At 73.3% G+C, this 11,349-nt stretch carries 15 protein-coding genes and 1 pseudogene; 10 read left to right on the top strand and 6 right to left on the bottom strand.

Annotation, left to right across the window (positions count from 1 at the left end):
* The 3 genes and pseudogenes from aroC to RH94_RS39315 all read left to right on the top strand — a co-directional run.
* Window positions 1–645 (top strand): chorismate synthase (gene aroC, locus RH94_RS01935; protein ID WP_073945724.1); only part of this gene is annotated, 645 nt, incomplete at its 5' end.
* A 32-nt stretch (window positions 646–677) separates the two neighbouring features.
* Entirely contained in the window at window positions 678–1,160 is a 483-nt protein-coding gene (locus tag RH94_RS39320) for a shikimate kinase (protein WP_107428585.1), read from the top strand.
* Window positions 1,157–1,437, top strand: a pseudogene (locus RH94_RS39315) (hypothetical protein); the annotation flags it as partial. The gene RH94_RS39320 and the pseudogene RH94_RS39315, both read left to right, overlap by 4 nt.
* Here RH94_RS39315 and RH94_RS01920 read toward each other — a convergent pair.
* Window positions 1,404–1,865 (bottom strand): type 1 periplasmic-binding domain-containing protein, encoded by a 462-nt coding sequence (locus RH94_RS01920; RefSeq protein ID WP_143203937.1) that lies wholly within the window; start codon window positions 1,863–1,865, stop codon window positions 1,404–1,406. The pseudogene RH94_RS39315 and the gene RH94_RS01920 sit on opposite strands and share 34 nt — an antisense overlap.
* Window positions 1,866–2,450: 585 nt before the next feature.
* Between RH94_RS01920 and RH94_RS01915 the strand changes: the two genes are divergently transcribed.
* Together RH94_RS01915 and RH94_RS01910 are read left to right on the top strand one after the other, a co-directional pair.
* Entirely contained in the window at window positions 2,451–3,074 is a 624-nt protein-coding gene (locus RH94_RS01915; protein WP_073945942.1) for a DedA family protein, read from the top strand.
* A gap of 57 nt (window positions 3,075–3,131) precedes the next feature.
* The gene (locus tag RH94_RS01910; protein ID WP_073945941.1) at window positions 3,132–3,335 is read left to right on the top strand and encodes a hypothetical protein; all 204 of its coding nucleotides are present in this window, start codon (window positions 3,132–3,134) and stop codon (window positions 3,333–3,335) included.
* 30 nt (window positions 3,336–3,365) lie between these two features.
* Here the strand turns inward: RH94_RS01910 and RH94_RS01905 are convergent, their stop codons facing one another.
* Entirely contained in the window at window positions 3,366–3,680 is a 315-nt protein-coding gene (locus tag RH94_RS01905) for a hypothetical protein (RefSeq protein ID WP_324614217.1), read from the bottom strand.
* A gap of 211 nt (window positions 3,681–3,891) precedes the next feature.
* On the opposite strand from RH94_RS01905, the gene RH94_RS01900 reads away from it, so the two are divergent.
* On the top strand, window positions 3,892–4,311 hold the full coding sequence (locus RH94_RS01900; RefSeq protein ID WP_073945939.1) for a CBS domain-containing protein: 420 nt from the start codon (window positions 3,892–3,894) through the stop codon (window positions 4,309–4,311).
* 61 nt (window positions 4,312–4,372) lie between these two features.
* Here the strand turns inward: RH94_RS01900 and rocD are convergent, their stop codons facing one another.
* The 3 genes from rocD to RH94_RS01885 form a co-directional block, all read right to left on the bottom strand.
* On the bottom strand, window positions 4,373–5,593 hold the full coding sequence (gene rocD, locus RH94_RS01895) for an ornithine--oxo-acid transaminase (protein ID WP_073945938.1): 1,221 nt from the start codon (window positions 5,591–5,593) through the stop codon (window positions 4,373–4,375).
* The gene (gene ddaH, locus RH94_RS01890; protein WP_073945937.1) at window positions 5,590–6,411 is read right to left on the bottom strand and encodes a dimethylargininase; all 822 of its coding nucleotides are present in this window, start codon (window positions 6,409–6,411) and stop codon (window positions 5,590–5,592) included. Before ddaH ends, rocD begins: the two co-directional genes overlap by 4 nt.
* A 122-nt stretch (window positions 6,412–6,533) precedes the next feature.
* The gene (locus RH94_RS01885) at window positions 6,534–7,037 is read right to left on the bottom strand and encodes an Lrp/AsnC family transcriptional regulator (protein ID WP_073945936.1); all 504 of its coding nucleotides are present in this window, start codon (window positions 7,035–7,037) and stop codon (window positions 6,534–6,536) included.
* 77 nt (window positions 7,038–7,114) lie between these two features.
* On the opposite strand from RH94_RS01885, the gene RH94_RS01880 reads away from it, so the two are divergent.
* Genes RH94_RS01880 through RH94_RS01865 form a run of 4 tightly spaced genes read left to right on the top strand, consistent with a single transcriptional unit; the run spans window position 7,115 to window position 11,164 of the window.
* Window positions 7,115–7,870: a LytR/AlgR family response regulator transcription factor gene (locus RH94_RS01880; protein WP_073945935.1), complete on the top strand. Its 756-nt coding sequence runs from the start codon at window positions 7,115–7,117 to the stop codon at window positions 7,868–7,870.
* 14 nt (window positions 7,871–7,884) lie between these two features.
* On the top strand, window positions 7,885–8,244 hold the full coding sequence (locus RH94_RS01875) for a hypothetical protein (RefSeq protein WP_073945934.1): 360 nt from the start codon (window positions 7,885–7,887) through the stop codon (window positions 8,242–8,244).
* 5 nt (window positions 8,245–8,249) lie between these two features.
* Window positions 8,250–9,962 (top strand): sodium/solute symporter, encoded by a 1,713-nt coding sequence (locus RH94_RS01870; RefSeq protein WP_073945933.1) that lies wholly within the window; start codon window positions 8,250–8,252, stop codon window positions 9,960–9,962.
* Entirely contained in the window at window positions 9,959–11,164 is a 1,206-nt protein-coding gene (locus tag RH94_RS01865; protein WP_073945932.1) for a sensor histidine kinase, read from the top strand. Before RH94_RS01870 ends, RH94_RS01865 begins: the two co-directional genes overlap by 4 nt.
* Before the next feature lie 3 nt (window positions 11,165–11,167).
* On the opposite strand, the gene RH94_RS39310 is transcribed toward RH94_RS01865, so the two are convergent.
* Complete coding sequence (locus RH94_RS39310) at window positions 11,168–11,338, bottom strand: hypothetical protein (protein ID WP_199880840.1); 171 nt, start codon at window positions 11,336–11,338, stop codon at window positions 11,168–11,170.
* Window positions 11,339–11,349 lie beyond the last annotated feature (11 nt).

Below are 11,349 nucleotides of genomic sequence, written 5' to 3'. Positions count from 1 at the left end.
GTGTACCCGGTCCCGGCGGACGTGGAGAGGCTGGACGCGGACCCGGTGCGCTGCCTGGACGCGGACGCCTCCGAGGCGATGGTCGCCCAGATCGACCAGGCCCACAAGGACGGCGACACGCTCGGCGGCGTGGTGGAGGTGCTGGCGTACGGCGTGCCGGTGGGCCTGGGCTCGCACGTGCACTGGGACCGCCGGCTGGACGCCCGGCTCGCCGCCGCGCTCATGGGCATCCAGGCGATCAAGGGCGTCGAGGTCGGCGACGGCTTCGAGCTGGCCCGGGTGCCCGGCTCCCGGGCCCACGACGAGATCGTCACCACCGACGAGGGCATCAGGCGTGCCACCGGCCGCTCCGGCGGCACCGAGGGCGGGCTGAGCACGGGCGAGCTGCTGCGCGTGCGGGCGGCGATGAAGCCGATCGCGACCGTGCCGCGGGCGCTGAGGACCGTGGACGTGGCCACCGGCGAGGCGGCGCAGGCCCACCACCAGCGCTCCGACGTGTGCGCGGTGCCGGCCGCCGGCATCGTCGCCGAGGCCATGGTGGCCCTCGTCCTGGCCGACGCCGTCGCGGAGAAGTTCGGCGGCGACAGCGTGGCCGAGACCCGCCGCAACGTGCGGGGCTACCTCGACAACCTGGCGATCCGGTGAGCGCCGCACCGGTCGTGGTCCTGGTCGGGCCGATGGGCGTGGGCAAGTCGACCGTCGGGCGGATGCTGGCCGACCGCCTCGGCGCCGCCTACCGGGACACCGACGACGACATCGTGGCCGCACAGGGCCGCAGCGTCGCCGAGATCTTCGTCGACGAGGGCGAGGACGTCTTCCGCGCGGTCGAGAAGGACGCGGTGCGCCGGGCGCTGGCCGAACACGACGGGGTGCTGGCCCTCGGCGGCGGCGCCATCCTGGATGCGGACACCCGCGCGCTGCTCGCCGGACTGCGGGTGGTCTACCTGTCGATGGACGTCGAGGAGGCCGTCAGGCGCACCGGCCTCAACGCGGCCCGGCCGCTGCTCGCGGTCAACCCGCGCAGGCAGTGGCGCGAGCTGATGGAGGCCCGCCGGCACCTGTACGAGGAGGTCGCCACGGCCGTGGTGGCCACCGACGGCCGTACGCCCGAAGAGGTCACCCGAGCCGTTCTGGACGCAGTGGAGTGGAAGGAAGCATGAGCGAGGCAGTGACGCGGGTCCACGTCGGCGGCACCGCGGGCAGCGAACCCTACGACGTACTGGTCGGCCGCCAACTCCTCGGCGAACTCGGCGGATTGATCGGCGAGAGGCCCACCCGTCGCCCACCACCACCCTCAAGGGAGGCGCTTCGCGCCAAAGCCCTGTTCAAAGGGTCGCCGTGGTCCATCCCGAGGCGCTCGCCGAGACCGGGGACGCGCTCCGCACCGACCTGGCCGAGCAGGGCTACGAGGCGATCGCCATCCAGGTGCCCAACGCGGCATGGACCCGGCGACATCGGTGATGCCGACCGAACAGGCGGCGGGCTGAGGGCTGGCCGGCCACCACGAGTGGCACGACGTTGCGGCGGAAGACGGTCACGGTACGGCCGACCCCTTCACCGGAGGTCAATATGACGCTGCCGACCTGATACGAGGTGAGCAGTGCCGGACGGCGTGCCGCCTTCGCGGGGTCCGGGGCGCCGAAGCACACCATCATGCCGAGGTCCGCCTCGCGCGCGGCCTGCTCCACCCCGGTGACCGGCACCGCGAAGAACGCGTTGGCCAGGTCGTGGACCAGCGCGTCGAGAGTCCGGATGCCTTCGACTCCGATGTCTGGCAGCCGACTCCGGCCGAGGCCGGTGCGATCGCCGCGCTGCAGGAGAGCGCTTCGGACGGCGCCCGCGGGTGGGAGCCGTCGCGAGAGCACGGCTACCACGCCTTGCGTCACCCCTGTGCTTCCGAGCAGCGGGAAGCCGGTGAGTCCGGGGTGTCCCCGGCCCGGCGGCTCGGCCACTCGGATCCCGGGGCACCCCGGAAGTACGCGCATTTCCTGCCTTGCGCGGGTGTGCACGGCAGCGCCGCTGTCGACGTGGTCTTCGCGTGGCTCCGGTCGGCCGGCGCCGCCACCTCCGGCCCAGAGTTCCGGAGAGGTCCCACAGGTGCCGCCGCACTCCGTCTCGACCCGCGTTCCAGTAGGTCGGGCATGGTGCGACGGCACCCTGGAGACGGCCGCCGAGCACGTCAACGTCGGTGATCAACCCTGGAGGGTCCGGAAAACCACTCTCACCATGCGCGCCCCGATGTCCCTGATTGCGTCCGCCGGTGAAGCAGTACTGGGCCGGCCTGCGAATGCACACCAACACGCCCGTCGTTCTCGCAGGTCAGGGTGGATGCCGCGGGGGTGCCGGTGCAAGTGCGCGCACCGCGGCGGGGAACCGCTTCCGGCCGTACGGCGGTGGCACGGTGCCGCGCCTGCCGGGGGCCGCCCGCCCGGCGACGTACGGTGGTGGGCATGGCCCCTCCGCTTCCGGGTCCGCTGGCGCACCTGGCACCGCTGCTGAGCCACTACGGCTACTGGGCCGTCGGCGGTGTGGTCCTGGTGGAGGACTTCGGGATTCCCGCCCCGGGCGAGACGATCCTGATCGCGGCCGGGGTGTATGCCGGGGCCGGCGAACTCAACGTGGTGGTCGTGGCCCTGATCGCGTTCGCCGCGGCGATCGTCGGGGACAACATCGGCTACCTCGTCGGCCGGTTCGGCGGGCGGGCGTTCGTCCACCGCTGGGGGCGGTACGTCTTCCTGACGCCGAAGCGGTTCGAGGCGGCCGAGCGGTTCTTCTCCCGGCACGGCGGCAAGATCGTCACGGTGGCCCGCTTCATCGAGGGCCTGCGCCAGGCCAACGGCATCATCGCCGGCACCACGGGCATGCACTGGCTCCGCTTCCTCGCCTTCAACGCGCTCGGCGCCGCGCTGTGGGTGGGTCTGTGGGTGACCCTGGCCTACTTCGCGGGCACGCACATCAGCACGGTCTACGACGAGATCCGCCGCTACGAGGTCTACGTGCTCCTCGCGCTCGGCCTCCTGGCCGTCGCTCTGGTCGTCCGCCACCTGCTGCGACGCGGGCACCGCGAGGACTGACGCCCGCGGGCACCCGGACACGAGCACCGCGCCCCCTCGCCGGGCGTCTCCTGGCGCATGGCCACGCAGGCCACACCGCACCGCCTCACCGGGTGTGCCACCGGTGAGGTGCTCGGCGTGGCCGTCGGCGCCGCGGCCGGTCCGCGCAACGCGGCCACGGCCCCCGTCTCCCCCACGCTCGCCTTCGCGGTCACCGTCCCCGTCAACCGGTGGATGATCGGCCGTGGCAGGGGACACGCGGTCGTGCACGCGTACCGCTGACGCCGGTCGCGTGTGGTGCGGTCGTACCGGTCAGGGGCGGTCGTCCCGGCCCATGGGCTCGTTCAGCGGTCCGGTGCCCGGCCGGCCGCCGTAGCCGCGCGCGACCCGGTGCGTGTGCCGGTGGCGTGCCGCGGCACCGGCCAGGAGGACCGCGCCCAGACAGAAGATCAGGGCGAGGGCGAGACCGGCACTGAAGGCCTCGAGCGTGTTCATCCTGGCGATGCCGTTGCCGAGCACCGACACCGTGTGCTCGGGGCCGCCGGACAGGTTGCCGGCGATGAGCAGGCCGGTGAAGGCAGCGGTCGCCGCGAGGAGGAGCAGGCCGATGAGCAGCATGGAAGTCATCTCCTCAAAGAGTGCCGTCACCCGGCGGGTACCCCGCTCGTCACCGGACAGGCGAGGGGACGGGCGTCTCCCGGGGCCCGGGCGGAGGGCACGCGCGGACCGGACCGCGGCGCCGGTCGCCAGGTGCGCCGCCGCTTCCCTCGGGTACCCGGCGAGGGCCGCGCGGTGAACGGCACCGCGCGGACCACAGGACCTGACGAAGGGAGGCGTCATGGCTCAGCACGTACGCGACATCATGACCAGCAATCCGGTGACGGTGGAACCGCGGACCCCGGTGACGGCGGTGGCCCGGAAGATGCGCGACGAGGACATCGGCATCGTCCTGGTGACCGAGGGCGACGAACTGCGTGGCCTGGTCAGCGACCGCGACCTGGTGATCCGTACGCTGGCCGAGGGTGGCGACCCGGAGCAGCGGACCGTCGCCTCCGTGTGCAGCGGCGACCTCTTCACCGTGACCCCGGACGACGACCTCGACCGCGCGGTGCAGTTGATGCGGGAGCACTCCGTGCGCCGGGTGCCGGTCGTCGACCACGGTCACGCCGTGGGCATCGTCTCCCTCGGCGACCTGGCCATCGAGCGTGACCCGGGATCCGCCCTCGGCGACATCAGCGCGGCGGAGCCCAACCAGTAGGGCCGCGACGACACCGGAACACCGGGGGCGCCCGCGTCGGCGCCCCCGGTCGTGCCGGCCGTCAGGCGGCCAGCACCTTCTCCAAGGAGGCCAGTGCGGAGCGCAGTTCGCCCTCCGTGATGGTCAGCGGCGGCGCCAGCCGGATCGTGGAGCCGTGGGTGTCCTTGACCAGGACGCCCTCCCGCATCAGACGCTCACCGATCTCCCGCCCGGTGCCGATCGCCGGGTCCACGTCCACGCCCGCCCACAGACCGCGCGAGCGGAAGCCGACCACGCCCCGGCCGGCCAGCTCGGCCAGGCCCTCGCGCAGCACCGCGCCCAGCTCCGCCGCCCGGCGCTGGAACTCGCCGGTCTCCAGCAGACCGACCACCGCCGTGCCGACCGCGGCGGACAGCGGATTGCCGCCGAACGTCGACCCGTGCTCACCCGGCCGCAGCACCCCGAGCACCTCCCGGCGCCCGACGACCGCGGACACCGGCACGATTCCGCCGCCCAGCGCCTTGCCCAGCAGCACGACGTCCGGCACCACGTCCTCGTGGTCGACGGCGAGCGTGCGTCCGGTGCGGCCGAGGCCCGACTGGATCTCGTCCGCCAGGAACAGGCAGCCCGCGCGGCGGGTCAGTTCCCGCACTCCGGTGAGGTAGCCGTCGTCCGGGACGATCACACCGGCCTCGCCCTGGACCGGCTCGATCAGCACGGCGGCCGTCGTCTCGTCGAGCGCCGCCTCGAGCGCCGCCAGATCGTTGTACGGGACGATCCGGAAGCCCGGAGCGAACGGCCCGAAGCCCGACCGTGCCGTCTCGTCCGTGGAGAAGCCGACGATCGTCGTCGTCCGGCCGTGGAAGTTGTCCGCCGCGACCACGATCGTCGCCCGGTCGGCCGGGACGCCCTTGACCTCGTACGCCCACTTGCGGGCCACCTTGATGCCGCTCTCCACCGCCTCGGCACCGGTGTTCATCGGCAGCACCATGTCCTGCCCGGTCAGGGCCGTCAGCCGCTCGGCGAACTCGGCGAGCCGGTCGCTGTGGAAGGCCCGCGAGGTCAGCGTCAGCCGGTCGAGCTGGTGGTGCGCGGCCTCGATCAGCGCGGGGTGGCGGTGGCCGAAGTTCAGGGCCGAGTAGCCGGCCAGCATGTCCAGGTAGCGGCGGCCCTCGACGTCCTCCACCCAGGCGCCCTCGGCGCGGGCGACGACCACGGGCAGCGGGTGGTAGTTGTGCGCGAGCACCGGCTCCTCGGCCCGGATCAGCTCGTCGGAGGTGCGGGTCCTTGCGGGTGCGGTCATGAGCGGATCTCCTGGGTGCAGCACTTGATGCCGCCGCCGGCCTTGTGGAACTCGGAGAGGTCGACGGGGACGGGGACGTAGCCGCGGTCGGCGAGCTGTTCGGCGAGCGCCGTCGCCCCGGGCGAGATGAAGACGTGACGGCCGTCGCAGACGGAGTTCAGGCCGAAGGCCGTCGCGTCCTCGCGGGTGGCGAGCACCGCGTCCGGGTACAGCCGGGCGAGCACCTCGCGGCTGCCGGGCGAGAACGCCTCCGGGTAGTACGCGATGTTCCCCTCGCCCTCGTCGTCGAGGACGAACAGCGCGGTGTCCAGGTGGTAGAAGTACGGGTCCGTCAGGGTCAGGCCGATCACCGGCACGCCCAGGTACTCCTGCGCCTCGCGATGGGCCTCGCGGGTGGTGCGGAAACCGGTGCCGGCCAGGATCCAGCGGCCCGCCGGCACGAAGTCGCCCTCGCCCTCGCACACCGACTCGGGACGGTAGACGTCGTGGCCGGCCGACTTGAACCAGGTGTCGTAGGGGAGGGACTCCGGGCGGCGCTCGGGAGCCTTGAACAGGGAGCCGAAGACGCGGCCGCCCACGACGACCGCCGCGTTGGCGGCGAAGACCATGTCCGGCAGGCCGGGCACGGGCTCCACGGCGTCGACGGTGTGGCCGTGGGTGCGGTAGACGCCGATCAGCTCATGCCACTGAGCCTGGGCCAGGGAGACGTCCACGGGGACGTCCGGACGCATCCAGGGGTTGATCGCGTACTGCACGGCGAAGTGTCTGGGTTCGCAGACGAGGAAGCGCCGCCGGCGCGGCACACGGGATTCGGGCACAGAGGGGTTCCTCCGCTTCCTGGGTGTCGACTGGGGGTGACACAAAGGTAAGGAGCGGTGACGGTGGGCGACAAGAAACAAAAACTGCGCGCACGAGCAGGAATGCTGCGTCTTCCCGCCGCTCAGCGCACGTCTGCTGCGTCCTGCGGGGCGGGCTGGCTGGCACCCGCCTCCGGGGCGTCCGGCAGCAGGTGGGAGAGCACCATCACGCTGATCGTCTTCCGGATGAACGGCTCGGTGCGGATCCGCTCCAGCACCTCCTCGAAGTGCTCCACGTCCCGCGCCCGCACATGCAGCAGCGCGTCCGCGCCGCCGGTCACCGTCATCGCCGCCGTGATCTCCGGATGGTTGCGCACCACCTCGGCCAGCCGCCGCGGCGGGGCCGCGCCCTCGCAGTACACCTCGACGTACGCCTCCGTACGCCAGCCCAGCGCCGACGGTTTGACCGTGGCCGTGAACCCGGTGATCACGCCCGTCTCGCGCAGCCGGTCCACACGGCGCTTGACGGCCGTCGCGGACAGGCCGATGGCCGCGCCGATCTCGGCGAAACTGCTGCGGGCGTTCGCCATCAGCGCGGTGAGGATCTTCCGGTCGAGTGCGTCGAACGGTGCCGGCCTGCTGCTCATGCCGGCACTGTATCCAGCGCGAACGCCCACCCCCGGCCCGTGTCCAGACCCGCGGATCGCCCCTACACTCCACCTTCATGCTGCGTGCCCTGGCCGTCGACGACGAACGACCCTCGCTCGAGGAACTGCTGTACCTGCTCAACGCCGACCCCCGGATCGCCGGCGTGGAAGGCGCCGGCGACGCGACCGAGGCGCTGCGCCGCATCAACCGGGCGCTGCAGTCCGGCCCGGACGGGCCCGACGCGATCGACGTCGTCTTCCTCGACATCCAGATGCCCGGCCTCGACGGCCTCGACCTGGCCCGGCTGCTCACCGGGTTCGCCGAGCCGCCGCTGATCGTGTTCGTCACCGCCCACGAGGACTTCGCCGTCCAGGCCTTCGACCTCAAGGCCGTCGACTACGTGCTCAAGCCCGTCCGCAAGGAACGCCTCGCCGAGGCCGTCCGCCGCGCCGCCCAGCTGCGCGACGCCGCCCCGCGGATCCCCGTGAGCGAACCCGACCCCGACCACCTGCCCGTCGAACTCGGCGGCGTCACCCGCTTCGTGGCCGTCGACGACATCACCCACGTCGAGGCGCAGGGAGACTACGCCCGGCTGCACACGGCCAAGGGCAGCCACCTCGTGCGCATCCCGCTGTCCACGCTGGAGGAGCGCTGGCGCGCCCGCGGCTTCGTCCGCATCCACCGCCGCCACCTGGTCGCCCTGCGCCACATCGGCGAACTCCGCCTGGACGCCGGCTCGGTGAGCGTCCTGGTCGGCACCGAGGAACTCCAGGTCAGCCGTCGGCACGCGCGTGAACTGCGGGAGCTGCTGATGCGCCGGACCGCGCGCTAGGGAGGGCGTACGTCGTGCCGCAGGACCCCACCGAACGCCGTGTCGTCGTCACCGGCCCGCCCCGCCGCACCCGCCGGGCCCCGGGCCACTACCGCCCGCGCACCGAGATCGACGAGCAGACCACCCTCGGCCACACCTACGTCCGCTCCCTGATGCGCAGCCAGTTGCGCGCCGGCCTCACGGTGTTCGCGGTGCTGGTGCTGCTCGTCGGCCCGCTGCCGCTGGTCTTCGCCACCGCCCCCGACGCCCGGCGCCTGAAGTGGGCGGTGCTCGGTTTCGGCCTCTACGTCCCGCTGGTGCTGCTCGCCCGCTGGTACGTGCGCCGCGCCGAGCGCAATGAACGCGACTTCGTCCGCCTGGTGGGGGACCGCTGAACGCCGTGAACTCCGCCTACACCGTCCCCGCCGTCGCCCTCGTCGTGGTGGCCACCGTGCTCGTCGGCGCGTTCGGCCTGCGCATCTCCCGCACCACCTCCGACTTCTACGTCGCCTCGCGCACCGTCGGACCGCGCCTGAACGCCGCCGCGATCAGCGGGGAGTACCTCTCCGCCGCCTCGTTCCTCGGCATAGCCGGCCTGGTGCTCGTCCAGGGCCCGGACATGCTGTGGTACCCGGTCGGCTACACGGCCGGCTATCTGGTCCTGCTGCTGTTCGTCGCCGCCCCGCTGCGCCGCTCCGGCGCCTACACGCTGCCCGACTTCGCCGAGGCCCGGCTCGCCTCCCAGGGCGTGCGGCGGCTCGCGGGCGCCTTCGTCGTCGGTGTCGGCTGGCTGTACCTGCTGCCCCAGCTGCAGGGCGCCGGGCTCACCCTGGCGGTGCTCACCGACGCGCCCGACGCGCTCGGCGGAGTGATCGTCGCCGTCGTCGTGGTGGCCACGGTCGCCGCGGGCGGGATGCGCAGCATCACCTTCGTCCAGGCCTTCCAGTACTGGCTGAAGCTGACCGCGCTGCTCGTCCCCGCCCTCTTCCTCGTCCTCGCCTGGCAGCACGACGGTGCGCCCCGCCGCGCCTTCGACGAACCGGCCGCCTTCCGCGAGCAGCGCACCGTCCGCGTCGCCGACACCCTCGACCTCCGGCTGGAGCGCCCGCTCACCGTCACCGTGACCGGCACCGTCGACGGCCGCGTCCACCAGGAGGAGCAGGTGCGTCTGAGCGCGGGCACCCACCGCGTCGACCAGGGCACCCGGCTCACCTTCGCGCAGGGCGCCCCCGTACCCGAGGCCACCCGCGGCGACAACGGCGGCATGTCCACCTCACTCGCCTCCGGTCGCGAGGAACGCCCCCTGTACGCCACCTACGGGCTGATCCTCGCCACCTTCCTCGGCACCATGGGCCTGCCGCACGTCGTCGTCCGCTTCTACACCAGTCCGCACGGCGTCGCCGCCCGCCGCACCACCGTGGCCGTGCTCGGCCTGATCGGCGGCTTCTACCTGCTGCCGCCGGTGTACGGCGCGCTCGGCCGCCTCTACGCCCCCGAGCTCACCCTCACCAGGAGCGCCGACGCCGCGGTGCTGCTGCTGCCCGACCGGGTGATCGGCGGCCTCGGCGGCGACCTGCTGGGCGCGCTGGTCGCGGGCGGCGCCTTCGCCGCGTTCCTGTCCACCGCCTCCGGGCTGACCATGGCGGTGGCCGGGGTGCTCACCCAGGACGTGCTGCCCTCACGCGGAGTGCGGCACTTCCGGCTCGGCACGGTGCTCTCCATGGCCCCGCCGCTCGCCGCGAGCGTCCTGGTCGGGGGGCTGCCGGTCGCCGACGCCGTCGGGCTCGCCTTCGCGGTGTCCGCGTCCTCCTTCTGCCCGCTGCTCGTCCTCGGCATCTGGTGGCGGCGGCTCACCCCGCCCGGCGCGGCCGCCGGGATGCTGGCGGGCGGCGGCGGCGCGCTCGTCGCCGTCGCCGTGACCATGGCCGGATTCCCCGGCACCGGACCGCTGCACGCGCTGCTCGCCTGGCCCGCCCTGTGGTCGGTGCCGCTGGGCTTCCTCACCATGATCCTGGTGTCCCTGGCCACACCGGGCCGGGTACCGGCCGGCACCGCGGCCGTCCTGGCCCGCTTCCACCTGCCCGAGCAGCTGCACGCGGAGGTGCGGGCATGAGCGGGTTCCTCGCCGGACTGTGCGCGGCCGCGCTGCCGCTGCTCGCCGCCGGCTACTGGCTCGGCCGGCGCACCGCCCGGCCGCAGAGCCTCGGCGGACTCGGCACCCCCGTCGAGCACGCCACCTTCCAGACCCTGCACACCGCCTCCCTCGCCGCGCCGCCGCTGCGGGCCGGGCTGACCGAGGAGACCGCCCGCAAGTCGGCCCGCAGACTGCGCTCCCTGCTCGGCACCGACGCCCTGTGCCTCGCGGACGACACCCGGGTGCTCGCCTGGGACGGCGTCGGCGCACACCACCGCGGCGAGATCATGGAGCGCCTCACCGGCCCCCTGGAGACCGGCCGCGGCGAGGCGTTCCGGCTCACCTGCCGGCTTCCGGACTGCCCGGTGCGCTGGGCCGTCGTCGCCCCGCTCACCGTCGACGACCGGGTGCACGGCGCCCTCGTCGCCTGCGCGCCCCGCGAGTCCGCCGTCCTGGTCCGCGCCGCGGCCGAGGTCGCCCGCTTCGTCTCCGTGCAGCTGGAGCTCGCGGACCTCGACCGCTCCCGCACCCGGCTCATCGAGGCCGAGATCAAGGCCCTGCGCGCGCAGATCTCCCCGCACTTCGTCTTCAACTCGCTCGCGGTGATCGCCTCGTTCGTCCGCACCGACCCCGAGCGGGCCCGCGAGCTGCTGCTGGAGTTCGCCGACTTCACCCGCTACTCGTTCCGCAGGCACGGCGACTTCACCACGCTCGCCGACGAACTGCACGCCATCGAGCACTACCTGGCGCTCGTACGGGCCCGCTTCGGCGACCGTCTCGCGGTCACCCTGCAGATCGCGCCCGAGGTGCTGCCCATCGCCCTGCCGTTCCTGTGCCTGCAGCCGCTGGTGGAGAACGCCGTCAAGCACGGCCTGGAGGGCAAGACCGGTACCTGCCACATCCGGATCACCGCACAGGACGCCGGCGCCGAGGCCCTGGTCGTCATCGAGGACGACGGCGCCGGCATGGACCCCGACCTGCTGCGCCGCATCCTCGCGGGCGAGGACAGCCCCTCCGGTGGCATCGGGCTGTCCAACGTCGACGACCGGCTCCGCCAGGTCTACGGCGACGACCACGGCCTGGTCATCGAGACCGCCCCGGGCGCGGGCATGAAGATCACCGCCCGGCTGCCGAAGTACCAGCCGGGCGTGCACTCGGCGGCACGGCTCACGTGGGGGTGAGCCTCAGGTGCCGCGGCTGACGATCATGCCCAGCGTGATCAGGCCCAGCACGACCCAGCCGAACCACAGCCAGCCGTTGCCGCCGAGCGCCACCGTGTAGGCCGTCACCGCGACGAGGGCGCCCACGGTGAGCACCCCCATCGCTCTCGTGGAACCGTCCGTGGAACCGGGCATCGCGGCACCCT

This window comes from Streptomyces kebangsaanensis, from assembly GCF_001906585.1.
Taxonomy (GTDB): domain Bacteria; phylum Actinomycetota; class Actinomycetes; order Streptomycetales; family Streptomycetaceae; genus Streptomyces; species Streptomyces kebangsaanensis.
Note: the sequence above shows the minus strand (reverse complement) of the source record. Positions and strands in the feature narration are given on the sequence as shown.

Bases quoted from the DNA above. Each gene is read 5' to 3' on its own strand.
- RH94_RS39320 (WP_107428585.1), top strand. From the start codon at position 678: ATGGGCGTGGGCAAGTCGACCGTCGGGCGGATGCTGGCCGACCGCCTC.
- RH94_RS01915 (WP_073945942.1), top strand. From the start codon at position 2,451: ATGGCCCCTCCGCTTCCGGGTCCGCTGGCGCACCTGGCACCGCTGCTG.
- RH94_RS01910 (WP_073945941.1), top strand. From the start codon at position 3,132: ATGGCCACGCAGGCCACACCGCACCGCCTCACCGGGTGTGCCACCGGT.
- RH94_RS01905 (WP_324614217.1), bottom strand. From the start codon at position 3,680: ATGACTTCCATGCTGCTCATCGGCCTGCTCCTCCTCGCGGCGACCGCT.
- RH94_RS01900 (WP_073945939.1), top strand. From the start codon at position 3,892: ATGGCTCAGCACGTACGCGACATCATGACCAGCAATCCGGTGACGGTG.
- rocD (WP_073945938.1), bottom strand. From the start codon at position 5,593: ATGACCGCACCCGCAAGGACCCGCACCTCCGACGAGCTGATCCGGGCC.
- RH94_RS01885 (WP_073945936.1), bottom strand. From the start codon at position 7,037: ATGAGCAGCAGGCCGGCACCGTTCGACGCACTCGACCGGAAGATCCTC.
- RH94_RS01880 (WP_073945935.1), top strand. From the start codon at position 7,115: ATGCTGCGTGCCCTGGCCGTCGACGACGAACGACCCTCGCTCGAGGAA.
- RH94_RS01865 (WP_073945932.1), top strand. From the start codon at position 9,959: ATGAGCGGGTTCCTCGCCGGACTGTGCGCGGCCGCGCTGCCGCTGCTC.
- RH94_RS39310 (WP_199880840.1), bottom strand. From the start codon at position 11,338: ATGCCCGGTTCCACGGACGGTTCCACGAGAGCGATGGGGGTGCTCACC.